At 63.7% G+C, this 22,567-nt stretch carries 20 protein-coding genes; 9 read left to right on the forward strand and 11 right to left on the reverse strand.

The window, feature by feature from the left end:
- Window positions 1-46: 46 nt before the first annotated feature.
- The 3 genes from FJ417_RS18430 to FJ417_RS18440 all read left to right on the forward strand — a co-directional run bounded on the left by FJ417_RS18430 (window position 47) and on the right by FJ417_RS18440 (window position 3,616).
- On the forward strand, window positions 47-1,129 hold the full coding sequence (locus FJ417_RS18430) for an ABC transporter substrate-binding protein (protein WP_140657960.1): 1,083 nt from the start codon (window positions 47-49) through the stop codon (window positions 1,127-1,129).
- Window positions 1,130-1,244: 115 nt separating this feature from the next.
- Entirely contained in the window at window positions 1,245-2,321 is a 1,077-nt protein-coding gene (locus FJ417_RS18435; RefSeq protein ID WP_140784458.1) for an extracellular solute-binding protein, read from the forward strand.
- Window positions 2,318-3,616, forward strand: coding sequence for a flavin monoamine oxidase family protein (locus FJ417_RS18440; RefSeq protein WP_140784459.1), 1,299 nt, complete (start codon window positions 2,318-2,320; stop codon window positions 3,614-3,616). The genes FJ417_RS18435 and FJ417_RS18440 overlap by 4 nt, the downstream gene beginning before the upstream one ends.
- Here the strand turns inward: FJ417_RS18440 and FJ417_RS18445 are convergent.
- Genes FJ417_RS18445 through FJ417_RS18455 form a run of 3 tightly spaced genes read right to left on the reverse strand, consistent with a single transcriptional unit; the run spans window position 3,580 to window position 6,426 of the window.
- A complete protein-coding gene (locus FJ417_RS18445) occupies window positions 3,580-4,653 on the reverse strand; it encodes an ABC transporter ATP-binding protein (protein WP_140784504.1) in 1,074 nt (357 codons plus the stop codon). The genes FJ417_RS18440 and FJ417_RS18445 overlap by 37 nt on opposite strands.
- Before the next feature lie 37 nt (window positions 4,654-4,690).
- On the reverse strand, window positions 4,691-5,512 hold the full coding sequence (locus tag FJ417_RS18450; RefSeq protein WP_140684702.1) for an ABC transporter permease: 822 nt from the start codon (window positions 5,510-5,512) through the stop codon (window positions 4,691-4,693).
- The gene (locus FJ417_RS18455; protein WP_140784460.1) at window positions 5,509-6,426 is read right to left on the reverse strand and encodes an ABC transporter permease; all 918 of its coding nucleotides are present in this window, start codon (window positions 6,424-6,426) and stop codon (window positions 5,509-5,511) included. The genes FJ417_RS18450 and FJ417_RS18455 overlap by 4 nt, the downstream gene beginning before the upstream one ends.
- Window positions 6,427-6,718: 292 nt before the next feature.
- On the opposite strand from FJ417_RS18455, the gene FJ417_RS18460 reads away from it, so the two are divergent.
- Window positions 6,719-8,137 (forward strand): aminotransferase, encoded by a 1,419-nt coding sequence (locus FJ417_RS18460; protein ID WP_140784461.1) that lies wholly within the window; start codon window positions 6,719-6,721, stop codon window positions 8,135-8,137.
- Between the two features lie 43 nt (window positions 8,138-8,180).
- Here FJ417_RS18460 and FJ417_RS18465 read toward each other — a convergent pair whose 3' ends face one another.
- Together FJ417_RS18465 and FJ417_RS18470 are read right to left on the reverse strand one after the other, a co-directional pair.
- The gene (locus FJ417_RS18465) at window positions 8,181-9,383 is read right to left on the reverse strand and encodes an aromatic ring-hydroxylating dioxygenase subunit alpha (protein WP_140647446.1); all 1,203 of its coding nucleotides are present in this window, start codon (window positions 9,381-9,383) and stop codon (window positions 8,181-8,183) included.
- A gap of 27 nt (window positions 9,384-9,410) precedes the next feature.
- The gene (locus FJ417_RS18470; protein ID WP_140784462.1) at window positions 9,411-9,794 is read right to left on the reverse strand and encodes a hypothetical protein; all 384 of its coding nucleotides are present in this window, start codon (window positions 9,792-9,794) and stop codon (window positions 9,411-9,413) included.
- Between the two features lie 66 nt (window positions 9,795-9,860).
- Here FJ417_RS18470 and FJ417_RS18475 point away from each other — a divergent pair, with 66 nt between their 5' ends.
- On the forward strand, window positions 9,861-10,271 hold the full coding sequence (locus tag FJ417_RS18475) for a hypothetical protein (protein WP_140704778.1): 411 nt from the start codon (window positions 9,861-9,863) through the stop codon (window positions 10,269-10,271).
- 173 nt (window positions 10,272-10,444) lie between these two features.
- On the opposite strand, the gene FJ417_RS18480 is transcribed toward FJ417_RS18475, so the two are convergent.
- Entirely contained in the window at window positions 10,445-12,553 is a 2,109-nt protein-coding gene (locus FJ417_RS18480) for an ATP-binding protein (protein ID WP_246683235.1), read from the reverse strand.
- Between the two features lie 136 nt (window positions 12,554-12,689).
- Entirely contained in the window at window positions 12,690-13,418 is a 729-nt protein-coding gene (locus FJ417_RS18485) for a response regulator transcription factor (RefSeq protein ID WP_246677353.1), read from the reverse strand.
- Window positions 13,419-13,511: 93 nt separating this feature from the next.
- On the opposite strand from FJ417_RS18485, the gene FJ417_RS18490 reads away from it, so the two are divergent.
- Window positions 13,512-14,213 carry a response regulator transcription factor gene (locus FJ417_RS18490; RefSeq protein WP_140647443.1) on the forward strand — a complete coding sequence of 234 codons (702 nt, stop codon included), beginning with the start codon at window positions 13,512-13,514 and terminating at the stop codon, window positions 14,211-14,213.
- A gap of 71 nt (window positions 14,214-14,284) precedes the next feature.
- Here the strand turns inward: FJ417_RS18490 and FJ417_RS18495 are convergent, their stop codons facing one another.
- Together FJ417_RS18495 and FJ417_RS18500 are read right to left on the reverse strand one after the other, a co-directional pair.
- Window positions 14,285-14,449, reverse strand: a complete 165-nt coding sequence (locus FJ417_RS18495; protein WP_140647442.1) for a hypothetical protein — start codon at window positions 14,447-14,449, stop codon at window positions 14,285-14,287.
- 32 nt (window positions 14,450-14,481) lie between these two features.
- A complete protein-coding gene (locus FJ417_RS18500) occupies window positions 14,482-14,718 on the reverse strand; it encodes a hypothetical protein (RefSeq protein ID WP_140784463.1) in 237 nt (78 codons plus the stop codon).
- Between the two features lie 367 nt (window positions 14,719-15,085).
- Between FJ417_RS18500 and FJ417_RS18505 the strand changes: the two genes are divergently transcribed.
- Window positions 15,086-15,541: a L,D-transpeptidase gene (locus FJ417_RS18505; protein ID WP_140704779.1), complete on the forward strand. Its 456-nt coding sequence runs from the start codon at window positions 15,086-15,088 to the stop codon at window positions 15,539-15,541.
- A gap of 126 nt (window positions 15,542-15,667) precedes the next feature.
- Here FJ417_RS18505 and FJ417_RS18510 read toward each other — a convergent pair whose 3' ends face one another.
- Window positions 15,668-18,751: an efflux RND transporter permease subunit gene (locus tag FJ417_RS18510; protein ID WP_140647440.1), complete on the reverse strand. Its 3,084-nt coding sequence runs from the start codon at window positions 18,749-18,751 to the stop codon at window positions 15,668-15,670.
- On the reverse strand, window positions 18,748-20,076 hold the full coding sequence (locus FJ417_RS18515) for an efflux RND transporter periplasmic adaptor subunit (protein WP_246687491.1): 1,329 nt from the start codon (window positions 20,074-20,076) through the stop codon (window positions 18,748-18,750). Before FJ417_RS18515 ends, FJ417_RS18510 begins: the two co-directional genes overlap by 4 nt.
- 146 nt (window positions 20,077-20,222) lie before the next feature.
- Between FJ417_RS18515 and FJ417_RS18520 the strand changes: the two genes are divergently transcribed.
- Together FJ417_RS18520 and FJ417_RS18525 are read left to right on the forward strand one after the other, a co-directional pair.
- Entirely contained in the window at window positions 20,223-20,756 is a 534-nt protein-coding gene (locus FJ417_RS18520) for a TetR family transcriptional regulator (RefSeq protein WP_140784464.1), read from the forward strand.
- 130 nt (window positions 20,757-20,886) lie between these two features.
- The gene (locus FJ417_RS18525) at window positions 20,887-22,497 is read left to right on the forward strand and encodes an inorganic phosphate transporter (RefSeq protein ID WP_140657936.1); all 1,611 of its coding nucleotides are present in this window, start codon (window positions 20,887-20,889) and stop codon (window positions 22,495-22,497) included.
- Window positions 22,498-22,567 lie beyond the last annotated feature (70 nt).

The raw sequence follows: 22,567 nt of genomic DNA on the forward strand, positions 1-22,567 counted from the left end.
ACAGCCGGCCGCCAAGACCGGCAAGACCAAAAGAGGATGGAACAGCATGAAGAAACTCAGCCGACGCCTGACATTGACATTGGCGCTTGGCGGCGCGCTCGCGGCCTCCGCGGCAGCGCTCGCCGTCGCCGCCGACAAGGACCTGATTGTGTTCGACTGGTCCGGCTACGAGGATCCGAGCTTCCATGGCAAATATGTCGAGAAGAACGGCGACTCGCCGACCTTCGCCTTCTTCGGCGACGAGGACGAGGCGTTCGAAAAGATCCGCTCCGGCTTCAAGTCCGATCTCGGGCATCCCTGCTCGCAGAGCGTGGTGAAGTGGCGCGAGGCGGGCCTGCTGCAGCCGCTCGACACTTCCAAGATCGCCGGCTGGAAGGATCTCAACCCCGGCATCATGGCGATGAAGGACCTTGCCACGACGTCCGACGGCAAGGCCTGGTTCATGCCCTGGGATTGGGGCGACACCCAGCTCACCTATAATTCCGACAAGATCGCCGAAAAGGACGTGCAGTCGCTGAAGGCCTTCGCCGATCCGAAATACAAGGGCAAGGTTTCGATCGGCGACAATGTCGACGACGCCTACGCGCTGGCCAGCCTCGCTATCGGGCTCAAGGACTGGACCAAGATGACGGACGACCAGTTCAAGCAGGCGTCCGACTTCCTGCGCCAGGTGCACAAGAATGTCCGCTCCTACTGGACCGACACCACCGATATCGTGCAGCTGCTCTCCGGCGGCGAAGTCGATCTCGCCTGGGCCTGGAACGACGCGGCGGTGCAGTCGCAGGCCGCCGGCGTGCCGATCAAGTCCAAGAAGGACACCGACGAAGGCATCTCGACCTGGGTGTGCGGCTATGTGCTGTTCAAGGACGCGCCCGGCAACATCGACAAGGCCTATGACTATCTCAATGCCGTCAACGATCCGGAAGTCGCCAAGGTGCTGGTCAAGGATTGGGGCTACGGCCAGGCCAATGCCAAGGGCATGGCCGGCGTCGACCCGGCGATCCTGAAGGAAAAGGGCTATGACGACGTGGGAAAATTCGTCGACAAGACGCTGTTCCAGTCGCCGGTGCCTTCCGCGCTCAAGCTCAAGATGATCGCCGAGTTCGAGAAGATCAAAGCCGGCTATTGAGCCGAACTTCAGCGGCCCGCTCACTGCAAAGCAGAGCAAGGTGAGCGGGCTCGCCAAAGCCCGGGAATTCTCCTAACCTCCCCGATATGTCCGCGATGGGGGAGTTTCTCGCGCCATGAAAACCATGCTTCGCCGCTTTGCCTTGGTTGCCGTCGTCACCATCGGCGCGGGTACCGCCTATGCGCTTGCCGAAGGCGGCGGCGACCTCGTCGTCTTCGACTGGTCCGGCTATGAGGACCCGCTGCTGCATCCGGCCTACGCCGCCAAACACGGCGCCGAGCCGACCTTCTCCTTCTTCGGCGACGAGGACGAGGCCTTCGAGAAGATGCGCGCCGGCTTCAAGGCCGATATCGCGCATCCCTGCTCGCAAAGCGTGGTGAAATGGCGCGAGGCCGGGTTGCTTCAACCGCTCGACACCTCGAAGATCGCCGGCTGGAAGGATCTCAATCCAGGCATCATGGCGATGAAGGATCTGGCCACCACCGCTGACGGCAAGGCCTGGTTCATGCCTTTCGACTGGGGCAATACCTCATTGCTCTATCGCACCGACAAGGTGACCGCCGACGAGGCGCAGTCGCTGAAGATCTTCGCCGATCCGAAATTCAAGGGCCGCGTCACCATCGGCGACAATGTCGACGACGCCTATGCGCTGGCGAGCCTGGTCATCGGCCTGAAGGACTGGACCAAGATGACGGATGAGCAGTTCAAACAGGCCTCCGCCTTCCTGCGCGACGTGCACAAGAACATCCGCTTCTACTGGACCGACGACACCGACCTCAACCAGGCCTTCACGGGCAATGAAGTCGACCTGGTCTGGGGCTGGAACGAGACCTATGTGACGCTGAAAGGCCAGGGTCTGCCGATCGCCATGAACCGCGACACCAAGGAAGGCATCTCGACCTGGGTGTGCGGCTATGTGCTGCTCAAGGATGCGCCGGGCAAGCCCGACCAGGCCTATGATTTCCTGAGCGCCGTCAACGCGCCGGACGTTTCGGAGTATATGGTGAAAACCTTCGGCTACGGTCACGGCAACAGCGCGGGCATGGCGGCGATGGACCATAAGCTGCTCACCGACCGCGGCTTCGACAATCTCGACAAATTCCTCGACAAGACGCTGCTCCAGCAGCCGGTTGCGCCGGATTTGAAGCAGCGCATGGTCGCCGAGTTCGAGAAGATCAAGGCCGGCTATTGAGCAGCATCATCGAAAGAACCGACGTCGTCATCGTCGGCGCCGGCTTCACCGGCCTGTCCGCCGCGCTCGACTTTCAGCGCGCCGGCGTCGATTTCCTTGTGCTGGAGGCGCGCGACCGCGTCGGTGGCAGGGTGGAGGCTGTCCGCAATGGGCTCGGCGAACTGATCGACAGCGGCGGCCAGTTCCTGTGCCAGGACATGCCTGAGCTGATGGCGCTGGCCAAGGCGCGCGGCAAGACTTTCGTCGAGACCTATATCGAAGGCGAGTTCATCACCCATCCGTGGATGTCGGTCGAGGAGGCCGAGCGGACCTACCAGGTCGCGATGGCGATCCGCGAGCGCATGAACAGGATCGAGCCGGACGATCCGTCGATCGCGGGGCTGACGGTCGCGACATGGCTCGAGCGCCAGAAAGACACGACCGACGCCAAGGCAGCCTTCCGTTCGATGATCGAGGGCCTGTGGTGCCTGGCGCTGGACAAGGTGCCGCTGTGGTACCTAATCGACAATGATCGCCGCATCACCAACGAAGTATTCGAGCTGCAGTATTTCCTGCGCGAGACGATGCAGTCGCTGGCCGACGATCTGGCGGCAGACCTTGGTGATCGGCTGCGGCTGAATGAGCCGGTTGCGCGCGTCGAGCATGGGCAGCAAGGCGTTCGGGTCGTTTCGGCCCGCGGTGTGATCGAAGCGCGCACGGCGCTGGTCGCCCTGCCGCCTGCGACGGCCGCGAAGCTCGACTTCACGCCTGCCCTGCCGGCGGAGCTGGCAAGCGCGCTCGGCGTCTGGGAAAGCGGCGCGGTGATCAAGATCCTGGTGCGCTATGCCAGCCCATTCTGGCGTGAGCGGGACCTGTGCGGCATGGTCATGTGGCGCGACCAGCCGGGACTGTTTGCCTGCGACGCCAGCACGGATGCCGATCATGCCGCGCTTATCGTCTTCGTCGGCGGGCCGTTGGCGCTGCGCTGGCACCCGCTCGGCGCGGCGGCATTGCAGGCGGAAGTCGTTGCAAGGCTTGTCGAGGCGCTCGGCCCGCGAGCCGCCGACGTCGTCGATTTCAGCACGCACGACTGGACGCATGACCGGTGGAGCGGCGGCGCCTATAGCGATCTCATCGTCGACGTGACCGCGCGGCATGCCGAACGAGCAATTCTCGCGGGCGCGCCGCCCGTCTATTTCGCCGCTTCGGAAGTGTCGCCGTCTTTCCCGGGCTATGTCGAAGGCGCGATCGTCGCCGGCCGCATCGCGGCCGGGAAGATTCAGTCGGCCATCGCCACCAGCGCCTCGGGGTCGTAGGCGAGGCGGATCGGCGCGCCGACCGGAATGTCGTCGGCGCCGAAATCGTTGGTCTCGGTTACCGAGAGCGGCTTCTCCAGCCCCGGTATCTCGACGATCAGATGCGTGATCTCGCCGAAATAGTGGCGCTCCACCACCTTGCCCGCGACCTCGAACTTTGCCGTCGCGGTGTCCCACAAAACACGCAGCCGCTCCGGCCGGATGCCAAGCGTGGCCGCGCCGCCATTGCGCACGAAAGCCCTCGGCTTGTCGGTCTTGACGCGGCCGAAGCCCAACGTGTCGAGCACCATTGAAGTCCCGTTTTCCTCGACGATCTCGGCCTTGACGAAGTTCATGCCGCCGAGGAAGTCGGCCACCTGGCGATTGACCGGGCGCTGGTAGATCTCCTTCGGCGAGGCGACCTGGGCGATCTTGCCGCCGAACATGACGGCGATGCGGTCCGACATCGCCAGGGCCTCGTACTGGTCGTGCGTGACCAGCACGAAGGTGATGCCGACCGCCTGCTGCAGCCGGCGCAATTCGACCTGCATCTGCTCGCGCAGCTTCTTGTCGAGCGCCGAGAGCGGCTCATCTAAGAGCAGCACCTTGGGTCGCATGACCAGCGCCCGGGCTAAAGCAACGCGCTGGCGCTGGCCGCCGGAAAGCTCGGTGGCGCGGCGCTTGCCGAGACCGATGAGCGACACCTGCGCCAATGCTTCCTCGACGCGGCGCTTCTCCTCGCCGGCGTCGAGCCTCAGCCGTCTCAGCCCATAGGCGACATTCTGCTCGACATTGAGATGCGGGAAGATCGCGTAGCTCTGGAAGACCATGTTGGTCGGCCGGCGGTTGGCGGGGATGCCGTGCATCGGCTGGCCGTCGACGGCGATGGAGCCGCTGGTCGGCGTGTCGAAACCGGCGATCATACGCAAGAGCGTGGTCTTGCCGCAGCCGGAAGGCCCGAGCAACGAGAAGAATTCGCCCTCCCTGATCGCCAGCGAGGCATTGTCCAGCGCCTTGAAGGCGCCGTAGCTGCGCGTGACGTCGCGGATCTCGATCATGGTGCGATCCGATTGCGTGCGCTCGGACTGGACCCGCTCAAGCATAGAGGCCTCCCTCATTCTGGGTGCGTCTCGCCGCACGGCGGCGCAGGATTTCGGCAATCGTCATCAGCAGGAAGGACGCAAAGAGCAGCAAGGTGCCGAGCGCCAGCACGCCGGGAAGCTTGGCCGCGAAACGCAGCTGGCCCCAGATGTAGATCGGCAGCGTCGCCTCGGTGCCGGTGAGGAAAAAGGCGATGATGAACTCGTCGAGCGAGATGGTGAAACAGACGAGCAGGCTGGAGATGATCGCTGGCGCGACCATCGGCAGCGTCACGCGTCGGAAGGTACCGAAGGCGCTCTCGCCGAGATCGGCCGAAGCCTCCTCCAGGCTGCGGTCGAAACCTTCGAAGCCGGAGGTCAGCACGGTCATCGAATAGGGAATGCAGACCAGCACATGGCCGAGCACGACGGTGAACAGCGACAGGCTCAAGCCGAGCTGCAGCATGACCAGCAGCATGGAGATGGCGACGATTACCTCCGGCAGCACCAGCGGCGCCATGATCAGCCCATTGATGGCGCGGCGGCCCGGGTAACGGTAGCGGGTGATCGAGCGGGCGGCGAGAATGCCCAGCACCGTCGACAGGATCGCGGCGGAGACGCCGACGATCAGACTGTTCCAGGTGGCGTCGATCAGCGCCGGCGTGCGCGGCAGGTCCTCGTACCAGTGCAGCGTGACGCCCGAGAGCGGGAATTTCGGCGTCGCTGCCGTATTGATCGAGAAGATCGGCAGGAAGATCACCGGCAGATAAAGGAAAAGCAGATAGAGGACGGCGTAACTCGAGAGCCAGCCGGGTAGGAAACGTCTTATCGCCGTCATCGTGCCAGCCTCTGCAGGGCGCGGAAGACCAGCACGGTGGCGCCGGCCATCAGCGAGACGATGATCATGGTGGTGACGGAGAGCGCGGCACCCAGCGGCCAGTTCGACGCCTTGCCGAACTGCGCCTGGATTGCGTTGGCGATCATCACGCCGTCCTTGCCGCCGACCAGCTTCGGCGTGACGTAGTCGCCAACGGTCGGGATCATGACGATCAGCGCCGCCGAGATGGCGCCGGGCGCCGACAGCGGCAAGGTGACGCGCAGGAAGGAGCGCAGCGGCCCGTCGCCGAGGTCGGTCGCCGCTTCGACCAGCGTGCGATCGACCTTCTCCAGCGAAACGAAGATCGGCAGGATGGCGAAGGTCGCCCAGGCATGGGTCAGCGTGATGATGACGGCGGTGGAATTGTAGAGCAGCGCGTCCGATGGCTCTTGGATGATGCCGAGGCCCATCAGGCCGGAGTTGAGCACGCCGTTATAGCCGAGGATCACTTTCCACGACATCACGCGCAGCAGGTAGCTGGTCCAGAACGGGATGGTTATGAGGAACAGCCACAGGCTCTTGTGGCGGCCGCCATGGAAGGAAATGAAATAGGCGATCGGGTAGGCAAGGGCCACGGTCAGCAGGCTGACCGTCAGCGAGATGTAGAGCGAGCGCCAGAGCAGGTCGCGGTAGATCGGCTCGGTCAGCGCGATCCGGTAATTCTCCAGCGTGAATGTGTGGTCGATGGTGAGATAGTTCTGCGTCCAGAAGGAATGCGCGATGACGACCAGGATCGGCAGGACCAGAAGAATAAGGGCATAAACGAAGGTCGGACTGATCAGGGCAAAGCCCTGGACGGCTTCCGATTGCAGAAAGGGGCTTCGTCTCGATCCCGCCATGCGCAGCGGGGGCGACCCTTCCGCAGCCGCTGTCATTGCAGCGCTCCGGGCGTGATTTCAGTAGCTGGCTCGGACTGTCCCGCCATGCGGCCTTCCCATTCGTGGCGCCGGTTGCCTGTTCCCGATTTATGCTCGGAGCGCGATCGCTCCCTGGCTTGCCGGCTTTCTTTCATCATGAGCGCATCCGCCGATTGAAATCAAGCGCTATTTCTGCGATATTGATTGAACGGATATTCAAAATGAAGTGATGAAAAGCCGAATTTCCATGGTTTTCCACGTCGTTTGATATCCGAGGAAAATTCGACAACCCTGGCAATGCGAGGCGAAAATGGCGGCTCAAAGCAAGATCAAGGCAAGCGAACTCATCGAGCCCGGCGATGAGGACGCGGTCGAGCTCGCCAAGCGCCATCTCGTGCAGCCCTGGCCTTATGCCGGCTCGGTCGGCAACGAAGCTCGCGCGCTGATCGCCGAGGGCGACGGCATTTACATCACCGACGGCTCCGGCAAGCGCCTGATCGACGGCCCGGCCGGCATGTGGTGCATCAATGTCGGCCATCGCCGCGAGGAACTGGCCAAGGTCATGTACGACCAAGCGATGGCGCTCTCCTACAACACGCCCTGGTACACGATGAACGCGCCCTCGGCCGAGCTTGCCCGGCGCATCGCCGATGCGGCGCCTGGCGACCTCAGCCACACCTTCTTCACCACCGGCGGCTCTTCGGCGGTGGAGACGGCGCTACGCTTCATGCAGTTCTACAACAATGTGCGCGGACAGCCGGAGAAGAAGCTCATCCTCAGCCGCGGCGGCGCCTATCACGGCTCGACCTATCTGTCGGCCTCGCTCAACGGCCGCCCGCGCGACCGCGACTGGATGGACGGCGCCGACGAGCTGGTGGTCAAGCTGTCCTCGCCCGATCCGTTCCGGCGCCCGAAAGGCATGAGCATTGCCGACTTCACCGATTTCCTGGTCGACCAGTTCCGCGACACCGTCGCGCGTGTCGGCGCCGACCGGATCGGCGCCTTTGTCGGCGAACCGGTGCAGGCTTCCGGAGGCGTCATCGTGCCGCCGGACGGGTATCTGAAACGCATCCGCGAGATCTGCCGCGAGAACGATATCCTCTATGTCTCGGACGAGGTGGTGACCGGCTTCGGGCGGCTCGGCCATGTCTTTGCCTCCAGCGACGTGTTCGGCATCGACCCGGACATGATCACCTTCGCCAAGGGCGTCACATCGGGCTATTTCCCGCTCGGCGGCGTCATCATCTCCGAGCGGCTGCTGGAAGAACTGCGTCGTTCCAACCATCCGGATGCGCTGTTCGGCCATGGGCTGACCTACACCAGCCATCCGATCGGCTGCGCGGTGGCGCTGAAGAATCTCGACCTGCTGGAAGAGGGCGTGCTCGCCCACACGCGCGAGATCGCGCCCTATTTCCAGGCGCAGCTGAAGACGTTGGAAGAGCTGCCGCTGGTCGGCGAGGTGCGCGGCCTCGGCCTGATGGGTTGCGTCGAATGCGTCGCCGACCGCGAGAGCAAGGATCCGCTGCAGCTCGACAAGGATGTGGGAAAGCGCATCGACGCGCATTGCCACGAGCTTGGCCTCCTGGTGCGGCCGCTGATCAACATGTGCGTGATGTCGCCGCCGCTGATCATCAGCCGCGAGCAGGTCGACGACATGGTCGGCATCCTGCGCGAAGGCATTTCGCGGACCATGGATGATTTGCGGAAAGAGGGCGTGTGGCGGGGGTGACCCTCTCTTCCTTCTCCCTGTGGAACGGGGAGAAGGAAGGGCCTCACCCTCTCGACCGCAGCGCGTCGTTCAGCCCCCACATGTCCTTTTCCTCGGGCGCGGTTTCCAGGCCGAGAACCGGGACCTGCTTGCGCAGATGGTCGTGGTGGGTGCGCACGCCATATTCGAGGTCGGAGAGATAGAAGCCCTCGAAGGCTTCCGACAGCATGGATTCGTTCGACCACACCGAAAGCTGGACGTCCTCGCTCATCGTGTCGCGGTCGATGCGGTAGGCGAGGTAACGCGCCGCGGCCTGCTCGCGCGTCTCGTCCTTGTAGCGGTAGATGGCGCCGCGCAGCAGCGTCTCGCCGGTCGACAACGGGAACTCCTGATAGAACTGGACGGATTCCGGCATGATCGACAGCGCGTTGTTGGGGAAGATGCCGTAATAGATCCAGGCCTTGCGCAGATGCTCCGGCAGATGCGCGGCCTCGGGCGCGAGCTTGATGTACTCGCGAACGCTCCAGCGCCGTCCGGCATGCGGATTGTAGGTGGCGAAGGACCGCGACACGCCGTTGATGAAGGGTTCGTCGAAATAGGTCGCGCCATAGAGGTCTTGCAGCGCCGGATGCGCCATGGCGACATGATAGCCTTCATTGTCGACGTCGCGCACCGACTTCCAGTTGACCGGCGATTTCTGGGTCCATATGCCCCAGGACGGCACCATGTCGGCGATATTGTAATGTGCCATCTCGGCTTCGATCGGCTTCAGCAGTTCGGCCACCGAAGGCTGCGGACCGCCTTTGCGGAAGCGGATGAAGATGAAGCCCATCCAGATTTCGAGGTCGAGCGGCATCAGGCCGAACTCGGTCTTGTCGAGCTCGGGGAAGGAGCGCGGACGGGCGGCGCCCCGCAGTGTGCCGTCGAGATTGTAGACCCAGCCGTGGAACGGGCACACCAGGGCGTTCTTGCAGGTGCCTTGGCTGTCGGCGACGACGCGGCTGCCGCGGTGGCGGCACATATTGTTGAAGGCGCGCACGACGCCGTCCTTGCCGCGCACGATCAGCGCGCGCTCGCCGATGACGTCCATGGTCAGATAGTCACCAGCGTTGGGCACGTCGCAGACATGGCCGGCGATCTGCCAGTGATTGCGGAAGACATATTCCTTCTCGAGTTCGAGAAGGGCGTTGGAATGGTAACTCCACCCCGGCAAACCCCGCCGGTCCCAATCGTTGGGGATCGCCACGTCACGGAGGTGCGGGTTCATGGGCATGCTCTTCTTTTTGTTGAATACTCATTCAATATAAACATATTTTTCATTGAAATGCAATGGCTTGCGGAAATGTGGAAATTCCATGGCGGCAAGTCTGGCCTCGCCTGAGCCGGAAAAATACCGGAAAATCCGGGTGTTAATCGAGGAAGCGGAACGGCAATTCAGAAGGCGGATACCCGTCTCGGAGAAGGCCTGTTTCGACGGGGCACGGGCGTGCGGCAGACAGCGGCGGCGCGCTCGATTCAGGCATTGCTGTGTGAGGCTGCTTACAGTCGGCCCCGCGCGACAGGCGCATATCTGCGCCGACCAGCTTCGATGGCCGTCGAACGGTTGCCGCGGATTGGGAATGCCGGCGCGTCCGGCGCCTGTTTCAATCCTGTTACACAGGCGGCCACCGCTGATCATCCGACCGTTACCTGGTGCGATTATGTTCGTTTCATAGCAAAAAGAAAGATAACGAAGGGAACAACGATGTTTGCGAAAGCTCGCGCCACGGACGCCAATCGCCGCCTTGATGTGCCGGAACGCAATGACCGCCGGCCGAAGCTTGCCCTGCGCCAGCGCGCCAGCGACCATCCGATGGCGATGTTCATGCTGATCGGCGCCTGCGCCCTTGTCGCCATGCTGGCGGCACCTGCCTCAGGTCCGGCTTTCGCCTCGATCAATCCGCCGGTCAATGTCATCGAGGGCGCCCAGACCACGCTCAAGACCGCCCGCCTGCCGGAACCTTCGATCGACTTTGCCTGCAAGGGCCAGAATTGGGGCGCCGAGAGCGTCGACTGCCTGCGCGCCATCGCCGAGCAGTCCGGCCAGCACAGGGAACGCGCGGTGCGCATGATCGCCAACGCCGCGCCGCTCACCAACACGCCGAACGTTTTTTAAGACCTCCCCTGAGCGCACCCTCCTGCGCTCCAGTCAGGCTCCCGCCGCACCGTCGGTAGGGAGCCTCTTTTTTCGGCTCGGTCTGACCTGAATCTCAACAGACCCTGTGGCGGCGCGAGGGCAGCACTCGGCCACATCTTTTGCGATCTTGTTCTTGCCTCAGACCGGCCGGTTCAAATGTGGGCGCCATTGTCGGCTGCCGCGGCGACCTCGTCGGCGACGGTTGAGAGGATGCTGCGGACGTCGAGCGTCGAGAAAGGCTTCTCCAGGATTTGCGGCCGCTGCTGCGGCGGCAAGGCTTCGATCTCGGCCTTGGCGCCGATCAGATCGCCGGTCACCAGCACAAAGCGCTTCGCCAGCACCGGCTTCTCGACCAACAGTTCGCGATAGATCGCCATGCCGCTGGTGCCCGGCATGCGCAGGTCGGAAAAGACGATGTCGGGCGGCATATGGCCGTTCAGCACGTCGGCGGCGGACGTCCAGCTTGCCACGACGCGTGACTTCAGGCCCATCAGCTCCAATATATCTGAAAGCGAACCGGCGACGTCGGGCTCGTCGTCGATGATCAAGGCATGGCGCAGTCCGCTCGAGCGTACGGCACTCTCGCCGGCCTTTGCCGCCTCACCGGCGATCGCCGGCAATTGCACGACGAAGCGCGCGCCGTGCGGCTCGACCTCCTCGAACCAGATGTTGCCGTGGTGGCGCTCGACGATCGACTTCGAGATGGACAGGCCGATGCCGGTGCCGACGCCGACCGGCTTGGTGGTGAAATAGGATTCGAAGATGCGCGCGCGGATCGCCTCGGGAATGCCGGGGCCGTTGTCCTCGACGGAAAAGCCCGGGTTGCCGTGCTCGTTGCGAAACGTCCGCACCTTGATGGTCCGCTCGCCGGTGACGCCGACCAGCGCGTGCTGGCTGTTGATAAGGAAATTCGCCGCCACCTGCGTGATGTGATCGGCGTCGGCCATGGCAAGCAGTGGCCCGCTGGCGAAATCGGTGTCGATGACGATGCCGCTGGAGCGCGCGCCATAGGCGGTGACCTCGAGCGCCGAGCGCATCACCTGGTTGAGATCGGTCTCGGCCTGCTCGGTCGGATGCAGGCGCACCATCGACAGGAAGCTCTTGACGATGCGGCCGCAGCGCTCGGCGGCGGCGCGGACTTTTTCGGCGCGGACCTTGGTCTGCGGATCGCTGGCGAATTCGTGCAGCAGCGTCGACTGCGCCACAACCACCGCCAGCGGGTTGTTGAGCTCATGCGAGACGCCGGCAAGCAGTGAGCCCATCGCCGCCATCTTCTCGTTCTGGTGCAGCTTCTCGCGCTGGCGGTTGATCTCTTCCTCGGCCTGCAGCTTTTCGCGCAGATCGCGGATCGAGCCGAAGATCAGGCGGCGGTCGGCAACGCGCATCTCGGTCGCCGTAAGCTCGATCGGGAAGATCTCGCCGGCGGCGTTCTGGGTGACGGTCTCCAGCCGTTGGCCGACCATCGGCGCGCCGCGCCCGGCCATGTATTCGGCGCCCGAGGCATAGCCCTTGCGATAGTATATCGGAACGATGGTATCGAGCAGGTCCTTGCCAAGGATGGCGCTGCGCTGGAAGCCGAACATCTTCTCGGCGGCCGGATTGAACTCGATGATCGAACCGGCCTCGTCGATGACGATGATGGCGTCGAGCGAGGCCTGCAGCATGGTGCGGCGAATCACTTCGCTGGCATGCGCCTCGGACGGCGAGCGCTCGATGGCGTCGCCGATCGCCAGGGCGATGATGTGCAGCGTCGCTTCTTCCTCGTCCGTCCATTCGCGCTCGGCGACGCAGTCGTTGACGGCCAGCGTGCCCCACAGGTGGCCATGCGCGAACACGGAGACGGACAGGAACGACTTGATGTTCTGCTTCTCGAAATCGGTCCGCAGGAAACCGTCGAGGTCGCGTGTGTGGCCGGAGAAAATCTTGCCTTGCCGCTCATCCTCCTGCAACTGCTCCAGCAGCGAGTCCGAGTTGATGATCGACTGCATGATCACCGAGGGCGACGCCAGCTCGCCGCCGAAGTCAGGGTCGATCCAATAAGCGGCGACGGACTGGGCGAAGCCTTCGCCCGGCAATTCACGCAGGCGGAAGAGAATGCCGCGCTGGCAATCCATCTTGCGGCACATTGTTCGCAGTATGTCGTCCATCTCGCGCTGCCAGTCGCCTGCCTCGCGCAGGCGGCGCACGACATGGACGGCCGCCATCGCGGCGCCGCCCGGGCGCGAGCCATGCGTATCGGCGCGTGCTGTATCAGCAGTCATGGTCGGCCGTCTCTCGGAGCCCGCTTGAAGCGCGTCGCGTCGAAACGGATTCGAGCGCCGCGATTCAAGTCTGTATTTTGATGCATGTCGTTCCCAAAACCGCTGCGCACTTTTGGGCAACATGCATTGGGCTGGTTCAATTGCTGTCGCCGCTCGGCAGCGAGAAGATATAGCCTTCGCCGCGCACCGTGCGCAGGAATTTCGGATTGGCGGGATCGGCCTCGATCTTCTTTCGCAACCGCATGATGCGGATGTCGACCGCGCGCGAGGATTCCGGATCCTCCACGAAGCCGATGGCTTCCGAAATCGCCGCTCGCGTCAGAAGCCGGTTGGCGCGGGTGAGAAAAACCTCGAGCACGTCGAACTCGCTTTTGGCCATCTCGATGACCGCGCCATTGGCGCCGATGACCAGACGGCCGTCGAAATCGGCCTGGAAGCCGCCGAAATTCATCAAGCGGCGATTGCCGGTTTCGGCCTTCGCCGCCTGCGGCTCGGCGGGCAGCGGCACGCGGCGCAGCACGCTGCGCACCCGCGCCAGCACCTCGCGCAATTCGTATGGCTTGACGATGTAATCGTCGGCGCCGAGCTCCAGCCCGACGATGCGGTCGAGCGCGGTGCCGGCGGCCGTGGCGTAGATGATGCCGATCTGCGTTTTCGAGCGCAGCCAGCGGCCGAGCGACAGCCCGTCCTCGCCAGGCATGGCGATGTCGAGGATGGCGAGGTGGAAGGATTGCGCCTCGAACAGCGCGCGCGCCACGGCCGCATTTTCGGCCGTGACGACGTCATAGCCGCTGGCGCCGAGATATTCGGCCACAGCCTCCCTCAGATCCGGTTCGTCCTCGACGACGATGATGCGTACCTTCACGACGCGCTCGCTCCCGCTTTCAGCGGAAAGTAGATTGGGTATAAACATGATGTCCAGCACTCATCTCGAGTTGTCTGTGGCGGGGTGAAGAAAATGGCCGCACGATCCGTCATCGCGCTTGTGTCCGTCGCCGAGGTGGTGGCTAAAGATCTCGCCGATCATCTCGACCGGCGTGGGCACGACGTGCGCCAGGCGCGCCAGCCCTGGGAAGCGGAGACGCTGCTTTCGGCCGGCGGCATCGATGTCGTAGTGGTCGGCGACGGTGTCACCCAGGCCGAGAGCCGCGAACTGCTCAAACGTTACAGCGGCCAAGGCGGTGGCGGCGAGGGCGGTCCCGATTTCATCCTGATCTGCCGGCCAGGCGACCTCGTCGACAAGGTGCTGGCGCTCGAACTCGGTGCTGCCGACGTCATCGAAAGCCCGCTCAACGTGCGCGAGCTTGCCGCGCGTATCGGCGGCCTGCTGACCAGACGCGGCAGGGCCGCCGGCGAACTGATCGTGCTGGAAAACGCCACCGTCGATCTGCGGTCGGCCATGGTGATGCATCGCTCGGGCTCGGAGGATCAGCTTTCGCCGGGGCAGGTGGCGCTGCTCAGGCTGTTCCTGGCGAGCCCGCGCAAGGTGCTGACGCGCGACGACATCATTGCCGCGGCGCCGGCCGAGAATGCCGACGCATTCGACCGTTCGATCGACTCGCGCATCGTGCGGCTGCGCCGCAAGCTCGACACCGAGACCATCACCACCATCAGGGGCGCCGGCTATCGTTTCGATCCGCCGGTCCCGCGCAACGAGTAAGTTCCGATCGGCGAGGCGTTTGAGCATCGGCTTTCCCAAGCGGTGGTCATTCCGGGTCCGACGCCCGGCGCTCAGCGCACCACGATGACAGAGGGGCCGGATGGAAGGTCGGCGCTGGCGGTTATCTCCGCCTTGGCGCGCTCCTTGAGCAACACCGTCGCCAGCGCGGCGAAGCCGAGCAGGCCCTGCGCGTAGAGCAGCGCGGAAAGCACAGAAGCGGCAAATTTCGTCTTCATCTTCAAACCCCAATCTCGAAATCGTCGGTGCTTCAGGAAACTCCCGAAGCGCCCGCGCCGCTGACGGAGCCCCCCGCTGCGGCGCGGGCCTTCGGTCCTCTCGGCAGCAAGTAGCCGGAGGGGCCGCGTGTCCGCATCAGCCGAAGGCCGACCCGCCAGAGGGCCTTCAGCCGGTGGACGCGCAGGCTGGACAAAGTCCAGACCGTGGCGATGAACAGAGCCATGTGCAGCGTCGAAACCTCGCCGGACGTCATCGCCGCCAGCGTCATTTCGATTTCCTGCGCATTTTCGTTTGCAGATGTCTGTTCCCGTTGCGTCAAATCTGACGCCGGCCTGTATCCAGATCATGCCGCCGTGGCTGCACTTTGTTGCAGATTGGTTTCAAAAGGGGCTGCGTTTCTTTCATATATGTATGAAGTGAACTTTCGTTTCTCGACCGAGCCCATTGTCCAACCCTCTATCCCTTACCTTGGAAAGGTCTAGCAGCACCCGTCTTCGGAGACATCTTGTTAATTTCTAGAAACAAATTCGAAACAAAAACGAGCACCAAGCGAAATTGACCTGAAACAGGCCTTCTCGATAAGGCGGTCCATCGAAATTGAAGCCGGACACAACGGCAAAAACAGAGGGATCGTCATGCACACCGCCATTTCCGCCAAGCTCATCAATGTCACCGCCGCCGCGCTCACCGGCGCGGCTCTGCTCTTCGGCGCCGGCAATGCCGCGCATGCCAACCAGATCGTCGCCAAGGTCTCGCTGTCGCAGCAGATCATGGAAGTCACGGTCGACGGCCGCCCGACCTACACCTGGAAGGTATCGACCGGCGCGAGGGGGCACATCACGCCGACCGGCTCGTTCAAGCCGACCCGCATGCATGAGATGTGGTATTCGAAGAAATACGACAACGCGCCGATGCCGCATTCGGTCTTCTTCAGCGGCGGCTACGCCGTTCACGCCACCTATGCCATCGGCCGTCTCGGCCGTCCTGCCTCGCATGGCTGCGTGCGGCTGCATCCGGATGCGGCGGCCGACTTCTATCAACTCGTCGAGGTCTTCGGCCCCGGCAACACCAGCATCGTGATCGTCAAGTAGCAGACTGGGTCAAGTAACGGGCTGGGTAAAGTAGCAGGCGGGTTGCCGCCTTCGGGATAGCGCCGAAGCCGTGGGGCGACCGCCAAAAAAGAGGCCGGAATTTCCGGCCTCTTTTTTTGGCTCGCTTCAGCTCGGCAGCGCCGGCATCAGCTTCGGATCGGGCTTCTCGGCGAGATGCGGCAGGTCCCTGCTGGCGATGAAGGTGTAGAACATCGGCACGACGAAGAGCGTGAACATGGTGCCGACGAGGATGCCGGTGAAGATGACCAGGCCCATCGAATAGCGCGCGGCCGCACCGGCGCCGCTGGAGACGATCAGCGGCACGACGCCGAGCGCCATGGCGGCCGTGGTCATCAGGATCGGCCGCAGGCGCACCTTGGCCGAAGCGATGATGGCGTCGCGGCGCCGCATGCCATGAATCTCACGCTGCTGGTTGGCGAATTCCACCAGCAGAATGCCGTGCTTGGTGATCAGGCCGATCAGCGTGATCAGGCCGACCTGGGTGTAGATGTTGAGCGTTCCCAGGCCGATGTTGAGCGGCACGATCGCGCCGAAGATCGACAGCGGCACCGCCATCATGATGATCAGCGGATCGCGGAAGCTCTCGAACTGGGCCGCCAGCACCAGGTAGATCACGATCACTGCCGCCGCGAAGGCGATCAGGATGGTGTTGCCCTGTTCCTTCTCCTGCCGCGACTGGCCGGAATAGTCGACGAAGAAGGTGTCGGGCAGGGTCTCCTTGGCGAGGTCCTCCAGCACCTTCAGGCCGTCGCCGGTGGTCACGCCGGGCAGAGGCAAGGCCGAGATCGTCGAGGAGTTCAGCTGGTTGAACTGCTCGATGGCCGCCGGCGAGGCGTTGGTCGAAATCTTCACGACCGCCGACAGCGGCACCATCTTGCCGTCGACGCTGCGGACGAAATATTCGCCGAGCTTCTCGGGGTTGTCGCGGAATTCCTGCGGCACCTGGGGGATGATGTCGTAGCTGTTGGAATCCCGGTCGAACTGCGCCACCTCGGCGCCGCCGACAAGCAGCGTCAGGGTGTTGCCGATATCGGCAATCGGCAGGTTCAACGCCGCCGCGCGCTCGCGGTCGATGGTGACGGTCACCTGCGGCGCATCGTAAGCCATCGAGTTTTGCACGACGATGAAGCGGCCCGAAGCCTGCGCCTTGTTCTTGATCTTCTCCGCCTGCTCGAAGACTTCCGAGGGGTCGCCGGTGGAGCGCACGACCATGGAAATCGGCAGGCCGCCGCCGGAACCGGGCAGCGTCGGCGGCGCGAAGACGAAGGCCTCGACGCCGGCGACCTTGGAGATGCGCCCCTGGATGTCGGCCTGAAGCGCCTTCGAATTGCGCTTGCGTTCCGCCCAGTCCTTGAAGGCGAAGCCGACAAAGGCGCTGTTGGTGGCGCCGCCAAAGGCAACGGCCGAGAACTGCGCCCTGGTCTCGGGAATGTCCTTCACCAGGCCGAGGATCTGGTTGACGTAGGTCTCGGTGTAATCCGACGTCGCGTAGCGCGGCGCGGTCACGATCGAGAGCAGGAAGCCCTGATCTTCTTCCGGCGCGAGTTCGGTCGAGGTCTTGGTGAACATGAAGCCGGTAAGGGCGACCAACGCGACGACGATGATCAGCGTCACCGGGCGATTCCTGAGCGAGGCGGTGACAGCCCGCTCATAGAGGTGTTCGACGCGTGTGAACGTGCCGTCGACGATACGCTGGAAGCGGCCGTGCTGGCCGGCCTTCAGCAGACGTGCCGACATCATCGGGGTGATGGTGATGGCGATAAGGCCGGACAAGACCACCGAGCCGGCGAGCGTCACCGCAAATTCACGGAACAACGCGCCGGTAAGGCCGCCGGTGAAGGCGAGCGGCGCGAACACGGCGGCCAGGGTCATGGTCATCGCCACGATTGCGGTCGCGATCTCGCGCATGCCGTTGAATGCCGCCTGCATCGGCGACATGTGGTCCTCCTCCATGTGACGGTGGATGTTCTCCACCACCACGATGGCGTCGTCGACGACAAGACCGATCGCCAGCACCATGGCCAGCAGGGATAGAAGGTTGATCGAGTAGCCGACCGCAAACAGGATGAAGCAGACGCCGATCAGCGACAGCGGGATGGTGACGATCGGCATCATCACCGAGCGGAACGAACCCAGGAACAGAAGGATGACGACGATGACGATGGCAACCGCCTCGGCGATGGTCTTGAACACTTCCTCGATCGACGCGCTGATCTGCCCGGTAGCGTCGTAGACGATCTCGATCGTCATGCCCTTCGGCAGCGTATCCTGGATCTGCGGCACGAGCTTGGTCAGCGCCGCCGCCGTCGTCAGCGGGTTGGCCGCGGGCGTCGGGAAGATGGCCAGGAAGGTTCCCGGCTTGCCGTTGAAGCTCACCCTGGTGTCGGTGTTCTCCGCGCCGAGCTCGACTCGCGCGACATCGCGCAGGCGCACAACCTGGCCATCCGTCGAGCGGATCGGGAGCTGGGCGAAGGCCTCGGGCGTCTGCAGGGTCGAATGCACGGTGATCGAGGAGACCACATATTCGTTCTGGGTGTTGCCGGGCGCCGACAGGAAGTTCGAGTTGTTGATCGCGGTCAGCACGTCCACGGCCGTGGCGCCACGGGCGGCGAGCCGGATCGGGTCGATCCAGATGCGCATGGAATATTCCTGGGCGCCGAAGATCTGGACGTCGGCGACACCTTCCACGGTCGAGATGCGAGGCCGGATGACGCGCTCGATATATTCGGTGAGCTGCTCCTTCGTCATATTCGGGTTCTGCATCGAGATGTACATCATCGCGAACTGCTGCCCGGTGCCCTTGACGATCACCGGGTCCTTGGAGGCGTCCGGCAGGGTGCCGCGCACGCCCTGGACCTTGGACAACACCTCGGCGAGCGCGACGTCCGGGTTGGAGCCGAGCTTCATCTGCACGGTGACCGTGCTCGAGGACGGACGGCTGGACGAGGTCACGTAGTCGATGTTTTCGGTCGAGGCGACGGCGCGCGCGATCGGGGCCGATATGAAGCCCTGGATCAGGTCGGCGCTGGCGCCGGGATAGGCCGTGGTGATGGTGATCGCCGTCTCGTCGACCTTCGGATACTGGCGGATCGACAGGCCGAAGATGCCCTGGAAGCCCAGAAGCAGGATCATGCAGGCCAGCACCGTCGAGAGCACCGGCCGGCGAATGAAGAGGTCGGAGAAGCTCATTGCTGAACCTGCTTGTTCGCCGATTTGCTGGGATCGATGGTGTTGTCGACGGCAACCGACATGCCGTTGAAGAGCCGGTTCTGGCCGGCCGTGACAACCTGGTCGCCGTCCTTGAGGCCCTCGGCGATCTCGACCATGCCGTTGTTGCGGCGGCCGAGCTTCACGAACACCTGCGAGATGGTGAGCGCAGGCTGCTGCGCGGCCTCGGCCGGCTTGGCGGCGTCGGCTGGTTTGGCGGCGTCGCCGGACGCCTTGTCGGCCGGCTTCGCGTCCGCCGGCTTTGCCGCGTCGTCGTCGGCCGGCTTGGTGGCATCCGCCTGCGGCTTGGCGGCATCGCCGGCCGCCTTGTCGGCGCCGGCCTTCTGCTCATCCGGCTTCGCCGGCGCGGCAGCGGCAGCCCCGGCTGGCTTTGCCGGCTCGACCACGAAGACATAATCGCCATAGAGGCTGGTTGTCACCGCCGTCTGCGGCACGGAGATGACATTGTTTTCCTGCGGCAGCTCGACGCGGATCTGGACGAACTGGCCAGGCGTCAGCTTGCCTTCCGGATTGGCGACCTCGCCGCGAATCGAGACCAGCCGGCTTGCCGGATCGATCTTGGGATCGATGCCGCGAATGGAGCCGGCGAAGGTCATGTCGGCGAGGCTGCCGCCGAGCTTGACGGTCTGGCCGATCTTGAGCAGCGGCAGCTGCTGCTCAGGAACCGTGAAGTCGACCCGCATCGTGTCGAGGTCCTGGATCGTCACGACGGAGTTGCCGGGGGCCAGGTACTGTCCGACGTCGATCTTCGGGATGCCGACCGTGCCGCCGAAGGGCGCGGACAACTGCTTCTGGTCGAGCACGGCCTGCATCTTGTTGACCTGCGCGGCCGAGGCGTCCGCCGCGGCGCGCGCGGCGTCAAGCGTCGCATCCGTGCCGACGCCGCGCCGCTGCAATTCGATCGCGCGGGTCAGCGCCGCCTGGTCCGACGCGGCCTGCGCCTTCTGCGCCACCAGATCGGCTTTCTCGACCGCGTCGTCCAGCTGCAAGAGCACGGCGTCGGCGGCGACCTTTTGGTTGGCGTGGAAGAGGATGTCCTTGACGATGCCGCTCGTTTCGACGGTAAGGTCGACACCGCGCACGGCATTGACGGTGCCGATCGCCTCGACGCCGGGCGTCCATTCGGCCGGCTTGACGATCACGGTCGAGACCGTAGCGGCCGGCGGCTTCATGGTGGCAAAGAATTGCTTGATGCCGGCATCGCGCATGAAGTTGAAGCCTACGATGCCGACGCACACCAGGGCGAGCAAAAGCAAGAATCCGGCGATGATGAAAAAGCGCTTCACGGATGGTCCCCTCGAGCCGGCAACCGGCAAATCAATCGATGCCGGGACACATATCGACGAAAGGTCCCGATTTCAAATGGCGCGCCTTACTGTACCGGCTGGACGGTCTTGTCAATTCCGGCTAGGCTAATGTAGGGGGAGGCGTGATGAGAGTACCCAGGGCCAACTCACGCGAAAAGATACTTGCCGCCGCCGCCGACGTGGCGCGCGAGGCTGGTCCGGGAAGCCTGTCGCTCGAGGCGGTCGCCAGCCGCGCCGGAGTGTCGAAAGGCGGCCTGCTCTACAACTTCCCAACCAAGGCCAAGCTGATGCAGGGGCTGGTCGAAAGCTATCTCAGCGATTTCCAGAAGGCGCTAGAAGCACGCGCTGGCGAGGCCGGCCAGGAGAGCGTGCTCTCAGCCTATATCAAGTTGTCGGCCGACGACTGCGAGCGGCCGAAACCCTCGGCGTCCTGGATGTTCTCGGCGATCGCCGAAGATCCCGATTTTCTGACGCCGATCAAGGCCTTCAAGCACCAGCTGTTCGAACGGCTGAAGGGAGAGACGGACGACCTCGGCTCGCTGCTGGTCTGCTTTCTCGCCATCGAGGGGATGCGCAGCATGAATCTGTTTGATTCAGACGTGCTGTCCGAAGACGAGCGCAAGCTTCTGGTGTCCTCCCTCCTGAAGATAGCCGGATAGGTCGCCAAACTTTTTGGTAGTGACCAAACTGTTTGGTGGTGACCAAACGGTTAAGAGCGTCACACCAGCTTCATCCTAGGGACATAGCGTCCTCCCCGGTTCTTTGCTGCAATGCAAATGGAGTGGGACAATGGTGGACGTAGTTTCCAGTGAGGCGGGGATCCCGAGACCGGATCATCCCCTAGAACAATCGGGCGGTGCCAAATGGTTCCTGCCGGCTTTCGGCGTGCTGGTGCTCGTCGGCATCATCTATGTCGGCTATGCGCTCAGCCAGGATCTTGCCATCGCCAAGACGGTGCCCTGGATCCTGCTCGGCATCGCCCTTCTGATTGCGCTGGGCTTCGAGTTCGTCAACGGCTTCCACGACACCGCCAACGCAGTCGCCACCGTCATCTACACGCGGTCGCTGCCGGCCGAATTCGCCGTCATGTGGTCGGGCGTCTTCAATTTCCTCGGCGTGCTGACCTCGAGCGGCGCGGTGGCCTTCGGCATCCTGTCGCTGCTGCCGGTCGAGCTCATCCTGCAGGTCGGCTCGTCATCCGGCTTCGCCATGGTGTTCGCGCTGCTCGTCGCAGCGATCCTGTGGAACCTCGGCACCTGGTTCCTCGGCCTGCCGGCCTCGAGCTCGCACACGATGGTCGGCTCGATCATCGGCGTCGGCCTCGCCAACCAGTTCATGGCCCCGGCCGGAAGCGCCACCAGCGGCGTCGACTGGGGGCAGGCGACCAATGTCGGCACCACCTTGCTGGTCTCGCCGATCGTCGGTTTCTTCGCCGCGGCCATCCTGCTCTATGCCATGAAGCTCCTGGTGCGCAATCCGGCGCTCTACGAGGCGCCGAAGGGCAACGCGCCGCCGCCATGGTGGATCCGCGCGCTGCTGATCTTCACCTGCACCGGCGTCAGCTTCGCGCACGGCTCCAATGACGGTCAGAAGGGCATGGGCCTGATCATGCTGATCCTGATCGGCGTCGTGCCGACCGCCTATGCGCTCAACCGCACGCCCGACATCAACTATCTCCAAGCCTACAAGTCGGCCTCCGCCAGCGTCGAGACGGCGCTGGGCAAATATGCCAAGCCCGGCGTCACCGTTGCCGATGCCAATGCCGCAAAGGCAGCCGTGCAGGAAGCCGTGCGCAGCAAGACATGGAACGATCAGACGACCGTTGCGCTGCAAACCTATATCCACAACACGACTGCCGAGCTGCAGCCCTATGCTTCCGTCGACAACGTGCCGACCGACCTGGTCAGCAACGCGCGTAATGACATCTACCTGATCGGCGAAGCGCTGAAGCTGATCGACAAGAAGAAGCTGCTGCCGATGCAGGACGCCGACCTGAAGTCGGTGACCGACTACCATAAGGCGGTCGACAACGCGACGAAGTTCATCCCGCTGTGGGTGAAGATCGCCGTGGCGCTGGCGCTTGGCCTCGGCACCATGGTCGGTTGGAAGCGCATCGTCGTCACCGTAGGCGAGAAGATCGGCAAGAGCCACCTGACCTATGGCCAGGGCGCCGCCGCCGAGCTGGTCGCGATGGTGACGATCGGCATGGCCGACCGTTTCGGCCTGCCGGTGTCGACGACGCACGTGCTGTCGTCCGGCGTCGCCGGCACGATGGCGGCCAATGGCTCCGGCCTGCAGTGGTCGACCGTGCGCAACCTCCTGCTGGCCTGGGTGCTCACGCTGCCCTGCTCGATCGCGCTGGCCTTCGTGCTGTTCGTGATCCTGCGCCACGTTTTCTGAGCGGCGGTTCTTGCCTGACCAGCAACATCGACGGCGCCGGTTCCGGCGCCGTCTTGCTTTCGAGCATTTG

The organism is Mesorhizobium sp. B3-1-7, from assembly GCF_006439385.1.
Lineage (GTDB): Bacteria > Pseudomonadota > Alphaproteobacteria > Rhizobiales > Rhizobiaceae > Mesorhizobium.

Coding starts and splice junctions, on each gene's coding strand:
- FJ417_RS18430 (WP_140657960.1), top strand. CDS start 47: ATGAAGAAACTCAGCCGACGCCTGACATTGACATTGGCGCTTGGCGGC.
- FJ417_RS18435 (WP_140784458.1), top strand. CDS start 1,245: ATGAAAACCATGCTTCGCCGCTTTGCCTTGGTTGCCGTCGTCACCATC.
- FJ417_RS18445 (WP_140784504.1), bottom strand. CDS start 4,653: ATGATCGAGATCCGCGACGTCACGCGCAGCTACGGCGCCTTCAAGGCG.
- FJ417_RS18450 (WP_140684702.1), bottom strand. CDS start 5,512: ATGACGGCGATAAGACGTTTCCTACCCGGCTGGCTCTCGAGTTACGCC.
- FJ417_RS18455 (WP_140784460.1), bottom strand. CDS start 6,426: ATGACAGCGGCTGCGGAAGGGTCGCCCCCGCTGCGCATGGCGGGATCG.
- FJ417_RS18460 (WP_140784461.1), top strand. CDS start 6,719: ATGGCGGCTCAAAGCAAGATCAAGGCAAGCGAACTCATCGAGCCCGGC.
- FJ417_RS18465 (WP_140647446.1), bottom strand. CDS start 9,383: ATGAACCCGCACCTCCGTGACGTGGCGATCCCCAACGATTGGGACCGG.
- FJ417_RS18470 (WP_140784462.1), bottom strand. CDS start 9,794: ATGATCAGCGGTGGCCGCCTGTGTAACAGGATTGAAACAGGCGCCGGA.
- FJ417_RS18475 (WP_140704778.1), top strand. CDS start 9,861: ATGTTTGCGAAAGCTCGCGCCACGGACGCCAATCGCCGCCTTGATGTG.
- FJ417_RS18480 (WP_246683235.1), bottom strand. CDS start 12,553: ATGACTGCTGATACAGCACGCGCCGATACGCATGGCTCGCGCCCGGGC.
- FJ417_RS18490 (WP_140647443.1), top strand. CDS start 13,512: ATGGCCGCACGATCCGTCATCGCGCTTGTGTCCGTCGCCGAGGTGGTG.
- FJ417_RS18495 (WP_140647442.1), bottom strand. CDS start 14,449: ATGAAGACGAAATTTGCCGCTTCTGTGCTTTCCGCGCTGCTCTACGCG.
- FJ417_RS18500 (WP_140784463.1), bottom strand. CDS start 14,718: ATGACGCTGGCGGCGATGACGTCCGGCGAGGTTTCGACGCTGCACATG.
- FJ417_RS18505 (WP_140704779.1), top strand. CDS start 15,086: ATGCACACCGCCATTTCCGCCAAGCTCATCAATGTCACCGCCGCCGCG.
- FJ417_RS18510 (WP_140647440.1), bottom strand. CDS start 18,751: ATGAGCTTCTCCGACCTCTTCATTCGCCGGCCGGTGCTCTCGACGGTG.
- FJ417_RS18520 (WP_140784464.1), top strand. CDS start 20,223: ATGAGAGTACCCAGGGCCAACTCACGCGAAAAGATACTTGCCGCCGCC.
- FJ417_RS18525 (WP_140657936.1), top strand. CDS start 20,887: ATGGTGGACGTAGTTTCCAGTGAGGCGGGGATCCCGAGACCGGATCAT.